This window comes from Microbispora sitophila, assembly GCF_014892245.1.
In the GTDB taxonomy this organism is placed as follows: Bacteria; Actinomycetota; Actinomycetes; order Streptosporangiales; family Streptosporangiaceae; genus Microbispora; species Microbispora siamensis.
The window spans coordinates 78,160-94,238 of sequence record NZ_JADBGC010000008.1; the positions used below are offsets into that span (position 1 = coordinate 78,160).

A 16,079-nucleotide genomic window follows, 5' to 3' on the forward strand; every position below is an offset into this window, starting at 1 on the left:
GGGCAACACAAACATCGCGGCCTCTGGTGTGGTTTCAGCCACCTTTAAAGGTTCCTTAGAACGGCCACGTTCTCTAATCGCGCGATTGATCCGTCATGTCGCTGACGATAGCGCCGCACGGCGAGCAGTCACCGGTCTGCACGAGCCGCCGGCCTTCGGGCGGGGTCACCCGCGGGGCAGCTCCGCGCTCACCGTGGTCGGGCCGCCGGGCGGGCTGTCCACCCGGAACCGGCCGTCCAGCGCGGCGACCCTGCGGGCCAGCCCGGACAGGCCGCCCCCGACGGGGTCGGCGCCGCCGCATCCGTCGTCGCGGACCCGTACGACGATCGTGTCCTTGTCCTCCAGGATCTCCACCCGCACCTGCCCCGCCGCCGCGTGCTTGGCGGCGTTCGTCACGGCCTCCCGTACGACGAAGTAGACCGCCGTCTCCACCTCGCTGGGCGGGCGCGCGGTCAGGCCGTACGCGACCGTGACGGGCACCCCGGCCCGCTCGGCGACGGCGGCCAGGGACTCGCGCAGCCCGAGCGTGTCGAGCTCGGCCGGGTAGACCCGCCAGGCGACCTCGCGCAGCTCGCGCAGGGCCTCCTGGGCCTCCTCGTGGGCCTGCTGGAGCAGGTCGTCGCGCAGTTGCGGGGTGCGCCCCCGCCGGGCCCGCCCGATCAGCACGGCGAGGGCCACCAGCCGCTGCTGCACCCCGTCGTGCAGGTCGCGCTCGATCCTGCGCCGCTCCTGGTCCACCGCGCTCACGATGCCGGCGCGGGTCCTGGCCAGCTCGTCGATGCGGCGTTCCAGCAGCTCGGTGGGACTGGGGCCGAGGAAGCGCCGGGCGACCCGCAGTTCCAGGGCGGCGACGCCCTGGATGCCCATGATGTCGAGGAAGAGCAGCACGATCCCGGCCACCCCGATGTAGGCGAGGATGCCGGGAGTCGGCGGGATGCCGTCGGGGTTCTCCCCGTGTGCCCAGCTCCACACCAGATGCACGCCTGTGCTCACGCCCAGCACCAGCAGGAAGAGCACGAGGCCGCCGAGCAGGCCGACCGGCCATCGGGCCGCGAGATACGCGGCGACCCGGCCGGTCCCGATGGTGAGGTCGAGGCCGCCGAGCAGGCCGAGTCTGCGGATCTCGACCCGGGCCAGCGGCACGGCCACGGCGCGCAGCAGCCGCTCCCCGGCGCGGCGCGCGACGGGGTGCGGCAGGCAGAGCAGGGCGAGCGGCGCGGCCACCAGCAGGCAGGCCAGCTCGACGACCGCCGTCAGCGTGCCGATGACGAGCGCCGTGAGGATCCTGAGGGCGCGTGCGACGTTCATCGGCTCCTTCGCGGCGGTTCGCGCCGCGCGGGACGACAGGCGGACCTGCCCGGGGAGCGGCTGGTCAACGGGCATGGCGTCCCTGGCCGCGCCGTTCCCGCAGCCGTACGGCCACGAACCGGACGACGACGAGCACGACGGCCGCCGCGACCACCTTGGACACGATCCCCATGTACTCCTCGACGAGGTGCCAGTTCTCGCCGAGCAGGTAACCCGCCAGCACGAACACGGTGTTCCAGATCAGGCTGCCGAGCGTGGTGAACAGGAGGAACGTGCCGAGCGGCATGCGTTCCACCCCGGCGGGGACCGAGATCAGGCTGCGAAAAATCGGGATCATGCGCCCGAAGAACACCGTCTTCACACCATGCCGGGCGAACCACGCCTCCGCCTTCTCGATATCGGAGATCTTGACCAGCGGCAGACGCGCCGCGATGGCCACCGTACGCTCCCGGCCGAGCAGTGCGCCCACACAGTACAGCGCGAGCGCCCCCACGACGGAGCCCGCGGTCGTCCACAGGAGCGCGGCGACCAGGCTCATGTCCCCGCGCGCGGCGGTGAACCCGGCGAGCGGCAGGATGACCTCGCTGGGCAGTGGCGGGAACAGGTTCTCCAGGGCGATCGCGACGCCGGCGCCCGGCGCGCCCAGGCGTTCGGTGAGCTCCATCGCCCACCCGGCGATCCCTCCGATTTCCGCGGTTTCCATGCAGGTGACGCTAGAAGCCGGGCGGCGCGGTCACCATGAGGAGCACCGCCGGGTTCCCTCCGGTGCACCCCAGCCCAGGGGTGCGGAAAACCACAGGTCCGCATGACTGTCCACAGGCTGTGGATATCTGCTCCGCCGCTTCGGGGAAGGACCCGGGCCCATCCGCCGCCACCGGATCAGAGGTCGTCCTTCGGCGTCTGGGCCAGCACCTGGTCGGCGGTCGCCGTCACCACCGCCGCGGCCGCGGAGATGTCCCTGACCTGCTCCGCGGGAAGGGCCCGCAGCACCTTCTCCAGTCCCTCCAGGTCCGCCTGGTAGGCGGCCGCCATCGCCGCCTGGGCCTTGGCGGTGCGCCCTGCCTGCTCCACCGCCTTGCCGAGTGCCCGGCCGGCGCGTTCGACGGCCCTGGCCGCCTCGATCGCCGCCTTCTCAAGATTTCTCGCCCACTCGGGCGGCTGGTCGCTCATCGATGTCCTCTGCGTGAGGGTGGTTCCGCGGGCATGAGTCGCCCACGAGGAGTGCCGGATCAGGCCCTTATTGCCCTCCCTGCGCGCTCTACACTTCGCGGGACCCAAGCTCTCACCAATCTCCCAGAGACAGTGCGAGGGCCCCCGCGCGGTGCGGCGCGCGGGAGCCCCGGATCATGCTTCGGAGCACAGCCGGAAGGGGTCAGCCGCAGTGCTCGAACGGGCTGTCGTAACTGGACGAGCCCGCCTTGCCGCCCCACTTCACGCATTTGTCCGCCGCGGCCGCCTGTACCGGCCCGGCGTAGTAGCCGTAGTTGCCGGAGTCGGTCACCCGGGTCTTGCCCTGCACCTCCAGGTAGGCGCTGGTCGCGGTGGCCGTGCCCAGCGACGTCTTCTTCAGCGTCACGACGCAGTTGTCGCCGTTGCCGGAGTTGTAGAGCAGGTAGACGGTGCCCGCCGTGCCGAGGGCGGCCGAGTCGATCACCGAGTAGCCGGTGCCGCACACCTGCTCCGGCGTGTACGGGTTGCCGGTGCCGCTGCCGCCCGTGACGTACTGCATGTACCTGTTCCAGTCCCAGTACGGCCCGGGATCGGTGTGGTCGGACCCGGGGACCTGATAGTGCCCCACGATGTGGGACCGGTCCTTGGGAATGCCGTACCGCGCGGCGATGGAGCGGACGAGGGCGGCCGAGGAGCGGTACATCGCGTCGGTGAACCAGGACGCGTCGTCCACGTATCCCTCGTGCTCGATGCCGATGGAGTGGTGGTTGTAGTCGGAGTTGCCCGCGTGCCAGGCCCGGTCCTTCTCCCGCACCATCTGGGTGATCGCGCCGTCGGACGACCGTACGACGTAGTGCGCGGAGACCTGGGCGGCGGGGTTCTGGAACCAGGAGATCGTCCCGGCGTACGAGCCCTGGGTGACGTGGATGACGATGCGGTCGATCGCGTCACTCGCCGGCCGGTCGGACACCGCGTAGTTGGCGGTGCTGGCCGCCACCCACGTCGCGCCGGGGTAGTCGACGGCCGCCGCGGCGAGCGTGCGGTTCTCCGGCTGGTCGAGGTCGCGGGCGTTCGCGAGGGCTCCCCGGTCCGGACTCACCGGGCGGGCGGCCACGGTGATCGTCTCGCCCGCCGGCGTCCCCGCGGTGAACCCTGCCGACAGCAGGTCGTAGACGGCGTCCGCGTACAGCCGGGCGACCTCGGGCGCGCTCGCCCCGCCGTACCGCGCGACGGCGGTGTACCAGCGACCGGCGTCGGCGCGGGCGGCGGCGTCCAGGCCCAGGGCGTCGGCCCTGGCGCGCAGGACGGCGGCCGCGCCCGCCACGTTGGCCGCGTCGTCGGCCTTGAGCGAGGCGACCGGCGCCCCGGTGAGCCGCGCCGCCTCCTCCAGGGTGTGCACCGTGGGGTTGCTGACCAGGTGCGCCACGCCATACCCGCCGCTCGCGCTCGGCTTGCCGTCGTGGCCGTCGAGGTGGGTCTCGGCGTAGGCGAGCGCGACGAGCAGGTCGCGGGGGACGCCGTGGGCCGCCGCCGCCCGCGTGAAGGCGGTGGCGAGCGGGCCCTCGGCGGCCGAGGCCCGCCCGGCCGGGACGAGCCCGGCCAGGCACAGCAGGAGCGTCACGACGCCGACGGCGGTCAGGGCCGTGCGTCGAGGCACGCCGACGATCAGGGGTTCGGTCATGGGGGTCAGCCGCAGTGCTCGAAGGGGCTGTCGTAGGTGGACGAGCCCGCCTTGCCACCCCACTTGACGCAGGTGTCGGCGGCAGAGGCGCGCACCGGTCCGGCGTAGTAGCCGTAGTTGCCGGAGTCGGTCACCCGGGTCTTGCCCTGGACCTCCAGGTAAGCGCTGGTCGCGGTGGCCGTGCCCAGCGACGTCTTCTTCATCGTGACCACGCAGTTGTTGCCGTTGCCGGAGTTGTAGAGCAGGTAGACGGTGCCCGCCGTGCCGAGGGCGGCCGAGTCGATCACCGAGTAGCCGCTGCCGCAGACCTCCTGGGGGGTGTACGGGTTGGACGAACCGCCGCCGCCGCAGTTGTGCGAGGTCACGGTCTGCACGGGGTAGCCGAAGGTGACCCCGTCGAACACGGCCTTCTGAATGTTGGCGGGGTAGGACGTGTCGCTGGTGCGCACCTCGTAGTGCAGGTGCGGGGAGATGTTGTTGCCCGGCTTGCTGGTGTTGCCGACCTCACCGATCTTCTGGCCCTGGCTGACCTGCGCGCCCTGGCTCACCGACATGACCCGGAGGTGGGCGTAGTAGGTGAACCAGCCGCCCCCGTGGTCGATCTTGACGAGGTTGCCGAAGCCGTTGGTCGACCCCTGGTTGGCGGCGATGACGACCGTGCCGGCCGCCGCCGCCACGACCGTGTCGCCGAGGTCCGCGTCGGCCGTGCTGCCGCGGTTGAAGTCGATCTCGTACGACTGGTGGGCGCTGCTGGCGCTTGAGTTGCCGGTCCACACCTGGCCGCAGGGGAACGGCATCTGGAAGTCCGGGCGCGGACCCGCCGCGGAGGCCGCCGGGGCGGTGGCGGCGCCGAACGCGAGGCCGAGGACCACCGCGAGGCCCGCCGTGACAAGCGATTTGAGTCTCATGACCAAAAAGAGTCGGAATCTACTGCACAAAAAACATCAAGACTCGGTACAAAGGGTGGGCGAGTCATGGCGAACCGGTCCTTCGACAGGGGGAGCAACGCGGTCATGACAGTCGATAAGCCCACGTTCAGCGTGCTCGGTCCGCTGGAGGTCCGCCTGCCGGGCACGGCGCCACGGCTCGGCGGCCCGAAACCCCGCATGCTCCTGGCCACCCTCCTCCTCCACGCCAACCACACGGTCGGCGGCGACGAGCTCGCCGAGGTGCTGTGGCCGGACCACCGGCCGCGCTCGATAGCGGCCAACCTCCGCACGTACGCGAGCGCCCTGCGCGCGGAGCTCGGGCAGGCCCCGGCCCGCATCCGGGCCCTCCGAACGGGGTATGCGATCGATTTGCCTCCGCACGAGCTCGACCTGCTGCTGTTCGAGGAGCGGGTGGCCGCCGCGCGAGAGTGCCGGGCGCGGGGCAGGCCGGACGAGGCGGCCGACCTGCTGGCACGGGCGCTTGCGCTGTGGCAGGGCGTCCCGCTGTCCGACCTGCCCGGCAGCCCGCTGTGGGACCGCCGGCTCGAACGGCTCGCCCAGGCGCGGTTACGCGCCGCCGAGGACCTGGTCGAGCTGCTCATGGCGGCCGGAGAGTACGGCGAGGCGGTCGGGGAGCTGCGGGCCCTGCTCGCCGACCATCCCTTCCGCGAGGACCTGTGGCGCAGGCTCATGCTGGCCCTGCACCGGTCGGGGCGGCAGGGCGAGGCGCTGCAGGCCTTCGCCACGATCCGCGAGCACCTCGTGACCGAACTCGGCATCGAGCCCGGCCCCGAGCTGCGTCAGGCGCACGAGGCCGTGCTCGCCGGGGAGCCGCCCCCGCGGGTCGTGCCGCGTCAGCTGCCGCCCGACCTGGTCGACTTCACCGGACGGGCCGCCGAGGTGGCGGCGCTGACCCGGGCGCTCGCCCCCGGCGGGGTCGCCGTCGTCACCGGGCCGCCGGGCGTCGGCAAGACCGCGCTCGCGGTGCGCTGCGCGCACGCCGTCCGCGAGGCGTACCCCCACGGCCAGCTCTTCCTGTCGCTGGGCGGCACCGCGCAGCCCAGTGACACTGACACGGCCCAGCCCAATCGCACGGCGCAACCCAAGGACACGGCGGAACCCGATGACACCGCGCAGCCCGGCGACACCCCGTACGGCGCCGCCGGGGCGCCGGTCGAGCCGGGGGAGCTGCTGGCCGAGGCGCTGCGCGCGCTCGGCGCGGCGGAGCCGCTGCCGCCCACGGTCCACGAGCGGGCCGCGCTCTACCGCACGCTGCTCGCCGAACGGCCGATGCTGGTCGTGCTCGACGACGCGGCGGGCGCCGCGCAGGTGCGGCCGCTGCTGCCGGGCGGCCGCAGCGCCGTCGTCGTGACCGGCAGACGCCGCATCACCGAGCTTCCCGGCGCCGCGCGGATCGACCTCGACGTCCTGCCGCAGGCCGAGGCGCTGGGACTGCTGACGGCGATCGTCGGCGCGGAGCGGCTGGAACGGGAGCCGGAGGAGGCCGCCGCCATCGTGCGGGCCTGCGGCCGGCTGCCGCTCGCGGTCCGGGTGGCGGGGGCCCGGCTGGCCGCCCGCCCCGGCTGGTCCCCGGCCGTGCTGCGGCGGCGGCTCGACGACGAGACGGCCAGGCTCGCCGAGCTGCGCGCCGGCGACCTGGAGGTGCGGGAGTCCTTTGACCGCAGCTACCGCCTGCTGCCGGACGACGCCGCGCGCACGTTCCGCGCGCTCGGCCTGCTCGGCACCCGGCCGCTACCCGGTTGGGTGGTCGACGCCGTGCTCGACCGGCACCGCAGCGACGACGTGACCGACGCGCTGGTCGACGCGAACCTGCTGCGCCCGGTGGGGACCGACCCTCTCGGCCAGCCCCGCTACCGGCTGCCCGACCTGCTGCGCGTCGACGCCAGGGACAAGGCGGGCGAGGTGGACATGCCGGCGCTGGCGCGCGTGGTCGCGGGCTGGACCGCCGCCGCGGAACACGCCACGGCCCGGCTGCCCACCACGGTCTTCCGCCTGACCTCGCCCGCCGCCCGGCGCTGGCGGCTGCCCGAGGACGCCCTGCGCCGGGTCGCCGCCGACCCGGTGTCCTGGTTCGGCGCCGAGCACGAGACCCTGGTCGAGGCCGTACGGCTGGCCGCGGACGCGGGGCTGGCCGGCGCCGCCTGGGGCCTGGCGGCGGCGCTCGTGCCGTATTTCGACCTGCGCTGTCACCTCGACGCCTGGGAGGAGACCCACCGCGTCGCCTTGGAGGCGGCCCGCGCCGCCGGAGACCGGGCGGGCGAGGCCGCGATGCTGCGGGGGCTCGGCCAGGTGGCCCTCTATCGGGACAGGTACGTCCAGGCCGCCGGCATGTTCCGCCGCTCCCGGGTGATCTTCCGTACGCTCGGGGATGTCAGGGGCGAGGCGGTGTCGGTCTGCGGGCTGGGCGCGGTGGGCCAGTTCCGGGGCGACCAGGCCGCCGCGTCCCGGCACTTCCGCAGGGCCCTCGGGATGTTCGTGTCGCTGGACGACCGGTCGGGCGAGGCGTACGCGCGGCAGGCACTCGGGCGCACCTGCCTGAGCGCGGGCGACCTGAACGGCGCCGCCGACTGGCTCGGCGGCGCGCTGCGCATGGCGCGGGAGCTCGGCGACGCCCACCGGGAGGGCTGCGTGTCGCTCCAGATCGGCCGCCTGCACGACCTCGCGGGGGAGACCGGGCGGGCGATGCGCGCCCAGGGCCGCGCGCTGACGATATTCGAGGGCTTCGGCGACCGGCACTGCGCGGCGTACGCCATGCAGGGCCTGGGCGGGCTCCAGGCGGCCAGGGGCGACTGGCGGCACGGCTCGGCCCGGCTGGAGAGCTCACTGGCGATCTTCCGGCAGCTCGGCGACCGGAGCGGGGAGGCGGCCACCCGGCGGCTGCTCGGCGAGCTGCACCGCTCGGCCGGCCGTCGCGCGCTCGCCCGCGGCTACCTCCACGCGGTCACCTCCCGGCAGGTGGGGGAAGACACGGCGAATTCTCATGATTAGGACGCGGCGACCGGGGCATCAGAGGCGTCGTGGGTGGTGGATGGCTCTCCCGCTGGCCGGTGATCCGGCAGCTCAAGGGAGAGGACGGCAGAGGGCAGGCGGCGCGCTCGGCATGTACGGACGCCTTGCGGCCCCGGGTCGAGGGGGCCGAGACGGTCGCGCGTTCCGTCTGCCCTTACTGCGCCGTCGGCTGTGGCCAGCTCGTCTACGTCAAGGACGGCAAGGTCACCCAGATCGAGGGCGACCCCGACTCGCCGATCTCCCGTGGGCGGCTGTGCCCGAAAGGCTCGGCCAGCAAGCAGCTCGTCACCCACCCCGGCCGCCAGACGAAGGTCCTCTACCGCAGGCCGTACGGCACCGAGTGGGAGCCGCTCGACCTCGCGACCGCGATGGACATGATCGCCGACCGGGTCGTGCGGACCCGGCGCGAGACCTGGCAGCAGACGCACGAGGGGCAGGAGGTCAGGAGGACTCTGGGCATCGCCGGCCTGGGCGGGGCGACGCTCGACAACGAAGAGAACTACCTGATGAAGAAGCTCTACACCGCCCTCGGCGCGATCCAGGTCGAGAACCAGGCGCGCATATGACACTCCTCCACCGTCCCCGGTCTGGGGACCAGCTTCGGGCGTGGCGGTGCGACCCAGTATCAGCAGGATCTGGCCAACGCTGACTGCATCGTCATCCAGGGCTCCAACATGGCCGAGTGCCATCCGGTGGGGTACCAGTGGGTGATGGAGGCGCGTGCGCGCGGCGCGAAGGTCTTCCACATCGACCCGCGCTTCAGCCGCACGAGTGCGACCGTGGACAGGTATCTGGCGATCCGCGCCGGCACCGACATCGTGCTGCTCGGCGCGCTGATCAACTACGTGCTGTCGAACGGGCTCGACTTCCGCGAGTACGTCCTCGCGTACACGAACGCCGCGACCCTGGTGAACAAGGACTTCCGCGACACCGAGGATCTCGACGGCCTGTTCTCCGGCTACGACGAGGAGACCGGCAGGTATGACCCGTCGAGCTGGGCGTACGAGGGCGACGTGCCCGAGGAGGAGGAGCTGACCGAGGGCGGCAAGCGCCACGCCGAGGCGGCGGGGTCCGACTCCTACGGCGCGCGCGGCGCGGGCGCCAGCGCGACGCCGCCGGCCGACCCGACGCTGTCCGACCCGCGGTGCGTCTACCAGATACTCAAGCGGCACTACTCGCGCTACACGCCCGAGATGGTCGAGGAGCTGTGCGGCATCCCGCCGGAGCGGTTCCACGAGCTGGCCGAGGCGATCACGGCCAACTCGGGCCGGGAGCGGACCACGGCGTGGGTCTACTCGGTCGGCTGGACGCAGCACTCGGTCGGCGTGCAGTACATCAGGGCCGCCGCGATCCTGCAGCTCCTGCTGGGCAACATGGGCCGCCCGGGCGGCGGCATCATGGCGCTGCGCGGGCACGCGAGCATCCAGGGCTCCACGGACATCCCGACGCTGTTCAACCTGCTGCCGGGATACATCGCGATGCCGCACGCCCACCGGCACGACGGCCTCGACCACTATCTGGAGCGGGAGGGCGCCGACACCGGCTGGTGGGGCAACCGGCGGGCGTACGTCGTCAGCCTCCTCAAGGCGTGGTGGGGCGACGCGGCGACGGAGGCCAACGACTACTGCTTCGACTACCTGCCGCGCCTGACCGGCGACCACGGCCACTACGCGACCGTGATGGGCCAGATCGACGGGACGGTCAAGGGCTACTTCGTCGTGGGCGAGAACCCGGCGGTCGGCTCGGCCAACGGCAAGGCGCAGCGGCTGGGCCTGGCGAACCTCGACTGGCTGGTGGTCCGCGACCTCATACCGGTCGAGACCGCGACGTTCTGGAAGGACGCGCCCGAGATCGAGACGGGCGAGCTGCGGACCGAGGACATCGGCACCGAAGTCTTCTTCATGCCGGCCGCGAGCCACGTGGAGAAGGAGGGCACCTTCACCAACACCCAGCGGCTGCTGCAGTGGCGGGAGAAGGCCCTCGACCCGCCGGGCGACTGCCGCAGCGACCTGTGGTTCTTCTACCACCTCGGCAAGCGGATCAGGCGGCGCCTCGGCGACGACGAGATCGACCGGCCGGTGAAGGAGCTGACCTGGGACTACCCGGAGATCGGCGAGCAGCGCGATCCCGACGCGGAGGCCGTGCTGCGGGAGATCAACGGCACCGGCCCGGGCGGCCGTCTGCTGGCCTCGCTGCGCGAGCTCAAGCCCGACGGCTCGACGAGCTGTGGCTGCTGGATCTACTGCGGGGTGTACGCCGACGGGGTCAACATGGCGGCCCGGCGCACGCCGCACACCGAGCAGGGTCCTGTCGCGCTCGAATGGGGCTGGGCCTGGCCGGCGAACCGGCGCATCCTCTACAACCGCGCCTCTGCCGACCCACAGGGCCGCCCCTGGAGCGAGCGGAAGAAGTACGTCTACTGGGATGGAACCAAATGGACCGGGCCTGATGTGCCGGATTTCGAGGAGGACAAGGCTCCCGACTACGTGCCGCCCGAGGGCGCCAAGGCCCAGGACGCGCTGGCCGGAACCGATCCGTTCATCATGCAGTCGGACGGCAGGGGCTGGCTGTACGTCCCGTCCGGACTGTCCGACGGGCCGCTGCCCACCCACTACGAGCCGCACGAGTCGCCGGTGCGCAACGCGCTGTACGGTCAGCAGGCCAACCCGGCCCGCCGGACCATCGACCGCCCGGAGAACCCGTACAACCCGGCGTTGTCGCCCCGGTTCCCGTACGTCTACACGACGAGCAGGCTCACCGAGCACCACACGACGGGCGCCATGAGCAGGCCCCTGCCCTACCTCGCGGAGCTCCAGCCGGAGGCGTTCTGCGAGGTGTCCCCGGACATGGCGGAGGAGCTCGGGCTGGAGAACGGCGACTGGGCGACGATCGTCACCGCGCGGACCGCGATCGAGCTGCGCGTGCTCGTGACCGGCCGCGTACGGCCCCTGCGGCTGAACGGCCGGACCGTCCACCAGGTGATCATGCCGTACCACTGGGGATACAGCAGCGGCGGAGTGATCACGGGGGACGTCGTCAACGACCTGCCGTCGATCGTGCTCGACCCGAACGTCTACATCCAGGAGAGCAAGGCCGGCACCTGCGACGTCCTGCCGGGGCGGCGCCCGCGCGGCAAGGCGCTGCTCGACCTGATCGAGAGGTATCGCCATGGCTGAGCGGATGGGGTTCTTCACCGACACGACCGTTTGCATCGGCTGCAAGGCGTGCGAGGTGGCCTGCAAGGAGTGGAACCAGGTGCCCGACGACGGGTTCGTGTTCCGGGCCACCTCCTACGACAACACCGGCGCGCTGGGCGCGAGCACCTGGCGGCACGTCGCGTTCATCGAGCAGGACGGCCGGTGGCTGATGTCGTCGGACGTCTGCAAGCACTGCACCCACGCCGCCTGCCTCGACGTCTGCCCCACCGGAGCGCTGTTCCGCACCGAGTTCGACACCGTCGTCGTGCAGTCCGACGTCTGCAACGGCTGCGGCTACTGCGTCCCCGCCTGCCCGTACGGCGTGATCGACCGCAGGGAGGACGACGGCCGGGCGTGGAAGTGCACGCTCTGTTACGACCGGCTGCGCGGCGGCATGGAGCCCGCCTGCGCCAAGGCGTGCCCGACGAAGTCCATCCAGTTCGGGCCGCTGGACGAACTGCGGCAGCGGGCCGCCGAACGGGTCGAGCGGCTGCACGCCGAGGGCACGACCGAGGCCCGGCTGTACGGCGCGAACCCGGACAACGGGGTGGGCGGCACGGGCGCGTTCTTCCTCCTGCTGGACGAGCCGGAGACGTACGGCCTGCCACCGGATCCCGTGGTGACCACCCGCGACCTGCCCGCGATGTGGCGCTGGGCGGGCGGCGCGGCGCTCGCCCTCGCCGCCGGCGTGGCGGCCTGCTTCTTGGGGAAAAGGCCGTGATCGTTTCTGTGAGGAGGATCTGATGCCGAGGCGCCGGGACGAGATGGTGCCGGACGCCGAGTTCCGGTCCTACTACGGCCAGCCGGTCATCAAGCAGCCCATCTGGCACGAACCCCACATGCCGACGTACCTCTATCTGGGCGGGCTGTCCGGCGCGGCGGGCGCCATGGCGGCGGCCGCCCGCCTCACCGGGCGGGACCGGCTGGAACTGGCCGCCCGGATGACGGCCTTCGCCGGGGCGAGCGCCGGTGCGGCCTTCCTCGTGGCCGAGCTCGGCCGTCCCATGCGCTTCCTCAACATGCTGCGGGTGTTCAAGCTCACCTCGCCGATGAGCGTCGGCTCCTGGACGCTGGCCGCCCACAGCGGGCTGACCGGCGTCGCGGCGGGCTCCGCGGTGACCGGCCTGCTACCCCTCGCGGGCGACGCCGCGTCGGTCGCGAGCGGCCTGAGCGGCGTGGCGATGGCCACCTACACGGCCGTCCTGCTGGCCGACACCGCCGTCCCCGCCTGGCACGAGGGCATGCGCGAGCTGCCGTTCCTGTTCTCCGGGAGCGCCCTCGCCTCGGCGGGCGCGGCGGTCATGCTGACCACGCCCCGGGCGCAGGCCGGGCCCGCCCGCGCCGCGGCGGCGGCGGGCGCCATGGCCGAGGTGGTCGCCGGCGGGCTGATGGAGCGGCGCCTCGGTCTCGTCGGCGAGCCGTACCGGAAGGGCAGGGCGGGCAGGCTCATGCGGGCCTCCCGCGTGCTCACCCTCGGCGGCGGCCTGCTCGCCACGGTCGCCGGACGCAGCCGGGCCCTCACCGCGCTGTCCGGGCTCGCGATCACGGCCGGAGCCCTGTGCACCCGTTTCGGCGTGCTGGAGGCGGGCCGGGCCTCGGCCAAGGACCCGAAGTACACCGTCGTGCCGCAGCGCGCCCGCCTCGACGCCGGCGCCCCCGCCTCCGTCCCCGGCCGCTAGTAGGACTTTGTTAGTTGGAGATCTTGTCTGAGATGATCTCTGTGGGATCCGCTGGCGGATCGAGCACGACTGCCGCGAACTGAAGACAGGTCTGGGCCTGACCCACTTCGAAGGCCGTTCCTACACCGGCTGGCACCGCCATGTCACCCTGGTCACCAAAATCCTACTCGTGCTGTGACCGGAAACGATCTGCCCGCCTGGTCCAAGCCGAATGCTCGCACGCGGCTGACCGGCGGAGACGTCCCGCCGGCGAGTTGGCCGGCGGGACGTTCGCATGGGGTGGTCAGCGCCTGCGGCGAGTCGTGTGTCAGTTCGGCGTGACGGTCACCGGGGCGTCGTCCCCGGCGTGCACGTCATCCATGCCCTCACCGAGCTTCTTGGGCACGGGGCACTTGGCGTGCGCCGGCTTGCCGTCGACGTAGATCTTCTCGTCGCGCGTGCCGAACTCGCCGCGTTCGTCGCCCTTGACGTGCACGATGCAGACGACCCCCTTGCCGGGCAGCGGAGGCTGCTTGCAGAGGGTGCGCAGCTTGCTCTTCGGGGCCTCCTTGCCGTCCAGGAAGACCTTGCCGCCCCTGAACTTGTCCCCAGTGAACTCGCCGCCCTTGTCGGCCCTGCCGGCCTTGGCTTTCATGATGCAGGTGACGCCCTTACCGGGCAGCGGGGGCTGCTTGCAGAGGGTGCGCAGCTTGCTCTTCGGGACCTCCTTGCCGTCCACGAAGACCTTGCCGTCCTGATCGACCCTGACGGTGGTCTTTCCCTTCCCCGTGGCCGCTGGCCCACCCTTCACGGCGCAGGCGACCCCCGGCTTCGGGGCGCCGGTGGAGGTCGCGGACGCGGCCGTGGCGCCGCCGATGCCGAGGCCCACCGTCATGACGACCCCCGCGAGGATCATGCTCCTCTTCTTCATTCTCTGGTCACTCCCTAGATCGGCTGCCCGTGGGGGGGCTGCGCGTGATCGGTTGACGGAACGCTCAGCAGTTTGGGCCCCTACACCTGAAGCGATCCTGAAGAGGTAAGCGATGATCTTCATGTTTGCCTTAGGTGCGTACCTTCACCCTGTCGACGTGCGCTTACTTCTGGTGGAAGACGAACGCAGGCTGACCGAGCTGCTCAAAGACGGCCTGACCAAAGAGGGCTTCGCGGTCGATCTCGCCTACGACGGGCGCGAGGGCCTGTGGATGGCGACCGAGCATTCATACGACGTGATCGTGCTGGATGTGATGCTGCCGTTGCTGCACGGCTATGGGGTCTGCGCGAAGCTGCGGGAGGCCGGAAACTGGACGCCGATCCTCATGCTGACCGCGAAGGACGGAGAGTACGACGAGGCGGAGGCGCTGGACACCGGCGCGGACGATTATCTGACCAAGCCGTTTTCGTACGTCGTACTGCTGGCGCGACTCAGGGCACTGGCCCGGCGCAAGGTGCGGGAGCGGCCGACGGTGCTGACCGCCGGGGATCTCCGGGTCGATCCGGCGGGGCTGAAGTGCAGTCGCGGGGACGTACAGATCGCGTTGACGCCCAAGGAGTTCGCGATCCTGCACTGCCTGACGCGGCACGCGGGCGAGGTGGTGACCAAGGCCGAGCTGCTCGCCCAGGCGTGGGACTTCGCGTACGACGGCGATTCTAACGTCGTCGAGGTCTACATCAGCGCGCTGCGCCGCAAGATCGACAAACCGTTCGGACGGACGACGCTGAAGACCGTGCGGGGCGTGGGCTACCGGCTGGAGGGCTGACATGGGAGTCCGTCTACGCACGACGCTGACGGCCACCGCCGCGGTGGCGGCGGCGCTCTGCCTGGCCTCGATCACGCTGTTCACCGCGCTGGACTCGAGCCTGACGGCCTCCACCAAGGAGTTGGCGGCGAACGACGCCAAGGAACAGATGCGACATCTGAAGGCGGAGTCGGGGCGGGGTGACGCGGGGGACGGAAAGGGAATGGTGCCGCTGCTCGGAAAGGGAGCGGTGCCGCCGGGCGGGAAGGGACCGATGCCGGGCTCGACTGCCACCGGCGAAGACGACGGCCCTCCGTTACCCGACGAGGCCGTGTTCGTGGTCAGGCGGACGTTCGAGACCGAGGACGGCCCGGTCACCGTCACCGGAAAAGCTTCCAAGGCACCCGCCCTGGCGGCGATGACCACGCTGAGGAACCTGCTGATCCCGGGGGTTCCGGCGCTCCTCGCGGTGGTCGCACTGTTCACCTGGCTGGCGGTCGGCCGAGTGCTACGCCCGGTCTCCGCGATCAGGGCGAAGGTCGCCGACATCACCGCGCACGGCCTGCACGAACGCGTGCCGGAGCCGGACACCCGAGACGAGATCGCCGCACTGGCCCGCACCGTCAACGCCACCCTCGACCGGCTGCAGACCTCCGTCGACGCGCAGCGACAGTTCGTCGCCGACGCCGCACACGAACTCCGCAGCCCACTGGCGATCCTGCGAACCCGGCTGGAGCTGGCCCTTCCCGACGAGAAGCCGCTGGCGACTGCGGCACTGGACGATGTCGCACGCCTCCAGTCCCTTTCCGCCGACCTCCTCCTGCTGGCCCGGCTCGACGCCGGCGAACCCCTGTCGCGGGCCGAGGAACTGGACCTGGCCCAGGTCGTCGCCGAGGAGGCCGTCCGCAAACGCCCTCGTCCGGACGTCCACGTGTACCTCGACCTCACCCCCGACCTGCTCCTCGACGGCTCCGCCGACCAACTCCGCCGCCTTGTCGCGAACCTCGTCGACAACGCGGTCCGCCACGCCTCCACGTCAGTCCACGTCACCCTCACGTCTCCGGGCGACCACGCCGTCCTCGACGTCGTGGACGACGGCCCCGGTATCCCCCCGGAACACCACACCATCGTCTTCGACCGATTCACCCGCCTGGACCACGCCCGCACCCGGGACACGGGAGGCTCAGGGTTGGGGCTGCCGATCGCCCGGGATATCGCGCGGGCTCACGGAGGGACCCTCCAGGTGGTCCCGCACAGCCCGGGCGCGAGGCTACGTGCGGTCTTCCCGTTGTCCGGGCGGTCTGCTGCGTACCCGCTGGGTGATCTTGCGGTGCGCGCGCAACGTCGCGAACGCGCCTGACGACTACCCG

At 71.9% G+C, this 16,079-nt stretch carries 12 protein-coding genes and 1 pseudogene; 7 read left to right on the forward strand and 6 right to left on the reverse strand.

Features of this window, described 5'->3' with window-relative positions; genetic code table 11:
- Positions 1 to 165: 165 nt before the first annotated feature.
- From IL992_RS16255 to IL992_RS16275, 5 genes are all read right to left on the reverse strand, one after another.
- A complete protein-coding gene (locus tag IL992_RS16255) occupies positions 166 to 1,308 on the reverse strand; it encodes a sensor histidine kinase (protein ID WP_193204196.1) in 1,143 nt (380 codons plus the stop codon).
- Positions 1,309 to 1,372: 64 nt separating this feature from the next.
- Positions 1,373 to 2,011 (reverse strand): DedA family protein, encoded by a 639-nt coding sequence (locus IL992_RS16260; RefSeq protein WP_193204197.1) that lies wholly within the window; start codon positions 2,009 to 2,011, stop codon positions 1,373 to 1,375.
- A gap of 176 nt (positions 2,012 to 2,187) precedes the next feature.
- Positions 2,188 to 2,478 (reverse strand): hypothetical protein, encoded by a 291-nt coding sequence (locus IL992_RS16265; protein WP_193204198.1) that lies wholly within the window; start codon positions 2,476 to 2,478, stop codon positions 2,188 to 2,190.
- Positions 2,479 to 2,680: 202 nt separating this feature from the next.
- Positions 2,681 to 4,159, reverse strand: a complete 1,479-nt coding sequence (locus IL992_RS16270) for an N-acetylmuramoyl-L-alanine amidase (RefSeq protein WP_193204199.1) — start codon at positions 4,157 to 4,159, stop codon at positions 2,681 to 2,683.
- Between the two features lie 5 nt (positions 4,160 to 4,164).
- Complete coding sequence (locus IL992_RS16275) at positions 4,165 to 5,067, reverse strand: M23 family metallopeptidase (RefSeq protein WP_193204200.1); 903 nt, start codon at positions 5,065 to 5,067, stop codon at positions 4,165 to 4,167.
- 105 nt (positions 5,068 to 5,172) lie between these two features.
- Here IL992_RS16275 and IL992_RS16280 point away from each other — a divergent pair, with 105 nt between their 5' ends.
- The 5 genes and pseudogenes from IL992_RS16280 to IL992_RS49255 form a co-directional block, all read left to right on the forward strand.
- On the forward strand, positions 5,173 to 8,097 hold the full coding sequence (locus tag IL992_RS16280; RefSeq protein ID WP_193204201.1) for an AfsR/SARP family transcriptional regulator: 2,925 nt from the start codon (positions 5,173 to 5,175) through the stop codon (positions 8,095 to 8,097).
- 29 nt (positions 8,098 to 8,126) lie between these two features.
- On the forward strand, positions 8,127 to 11,294 hold the full coding sequence (fdh, locus tag IL992_RS16285; RefSeq protein WP_193204202.1) for a formate dehydrogenase: 3,168 nt from the start codon (positions 8,127 to 8,129) through the stop codon (positions 11,292 to 11,294).
- Positions 11,287 to 12,036, forward strand: coding sequence for a 4Fe-4S dicluster domain-containing protein (locus IL992_RS16290; protein WP_193204203.1), 750 nt, complete (start codon positions 11,287 to 11,289; stop codon positions 12,034 to 12,036). The genes fdh and IL992_RS16290 overlap by 8 nt, the downstream gene beginning before the upstream one ends.
- A gap of 22 nt (positions 12,037 to 12,058) precedes the next feature.
- Positions 12,059 to 12,994 (forward strand): NrfD/PsrC family molybdoenzyme membrane anchor subunit, encoded by a 936-nt coding sequence (gene nrfD, locus IL992_RS16295; RefSeq protein ID WP_226873118.1) that lies wholly within the window; start codon positions 12,059 to 12,061, stop codon positions 12,992 to 12,994.
- A 37-nt stretch (positions 12,995 to 13,031) separates the two neighbouring features.
- Positions 13,032 to 13,172 (forward strand): annotated as a pseudogene (locus IL992_RS49255) (IS701 family transposase); the annotation flags it as partial.
- Positions 13,173 to 13,301: 129 nt separating this feature from the next.
- Here the strand turns inward: IL992_RS49255 and IL992_RS16305 are convergent.
- On the reverse strand, positions 13,302 to 13,904 hold the full coding sequence (locus tag IL992_RS16305; RefSeq protein WP_193204204.1) for a hypothetical protein: 603 nt from the start codon (positions 13,902 to 13,904) through the stop codon (positions 13,302 to 13,304).
- Between the two features lie 112 nt (positions 13,905 to 14,016).
- Here IL992_RS16305 and IL992_RS16310 point away from each other — a divergent pair, with 112 nt between their 5' ends.
- Both IL992_RS16310 and IL992_RS16315 read left to right on the forward strand, forming a co-directional pair.
- The gene (locus tag IL992_RS16310) at positions 14,017 to 14,730 is read left to right on the forward strand and encodes a response regulator transcription factor (protein ID WP_319018592.1); all 714 of its coding nucleotides are present in this window, start codon (positions 14,017 to 14,019) and stop codon (positions 14,728 to 14,730) included.
- A gap of 1 nt (position 14,731) precedes the next feature.
- Positions 14,732 to 16,069 carry a sensor histidine kinase gene (locus IL992_RS16315; protein ID WP_226873120.1) on the forward strand — a complete coding sequence of 446 codons (1,338 nt, stop codon included), beginning with the start codon at positions 14,732 to 14,734 and terminating at the stop codon, positions 16,067 to 16,069.
- Positions 16,070 to 16,079 lie beyond the last annotated feature (10 nt).

Coding starts and splice junctions, on each gene's coding strand:
- IL992_RS16255 (WP_193204196.1), bottom strand. CDS start 1,308: ATGAACGTCGCACGCGCCCTCAGGATCCTCACGGCGCTCGTCATCGGC.
- IL992_RS16280 (WP_193204201.1), top strand. CDS start 5,173: ATGACAGTCGATAAGCCCACGTTCAGCGTGCTCGGTCCGCTGGAGGTC.
- IL992_RS16315 (WP_226873120.1), top strand. CDS start 14,732: ATGGGAGTCCGTCTACGCACGACGCTGACGGCCACCGCCGCGGTGGCG.
- IL992_RS16290 (WP_193204203.1), top strand. CDS start 11,287: ATGGCTGAGCGGATGGGGTTCTTCACCGACACGACCGTTTGCATCGGC.
- IL992_RS16270 (WP_193204199.1), bottom strand. CDS start 4,159: ATGACCGAACCCCTGATCGTCGGCGTGCCTCGACGCACGGCCCTGACC.
- IL992_RS16265 (WP_193204198.1), bottom strand. CDS start 2,478: ATGAGCGACCAGCCGCCCGAGTGGGCGAGAAATCTTGAGAAGGCGGCG.
- IL992_RS16275 (WP_193204200.1), bottom strand. CDS start 5,067: ATGAGACTCAAATCGCTTGTCACGGCGGGCCTCGCGGTGGTCCTCGGC.
- IL992_RS16305 (WP_193204204.1), bottom strand. CDS start 13,904: ATGAAGAAGAGGAGCATGATCCTCGCGGGGGTCGTCATGACGGTGGGC.
- IL992_RS16310 (WP_319018592.1), top strand. CDS start 14,017: ATGATCTTCATGTTTGCCTTAGGTGCGTACCTTCACCCTGTCGACGTG.
- IL992_RS16260 (WP_193204197.1), bottom strand. CDS start 2,011: ATGGAAACCGCGGAAATCGGAGGGATCGCCGGGTGGGCGATGGAGCTC.
- nrfD (WP_226873118.1), top strand. CDS start 12,059: ATGCCGAGGCGCCGGGACGAGATGGTGCCGGACGCCGAGTTCCGGTCC.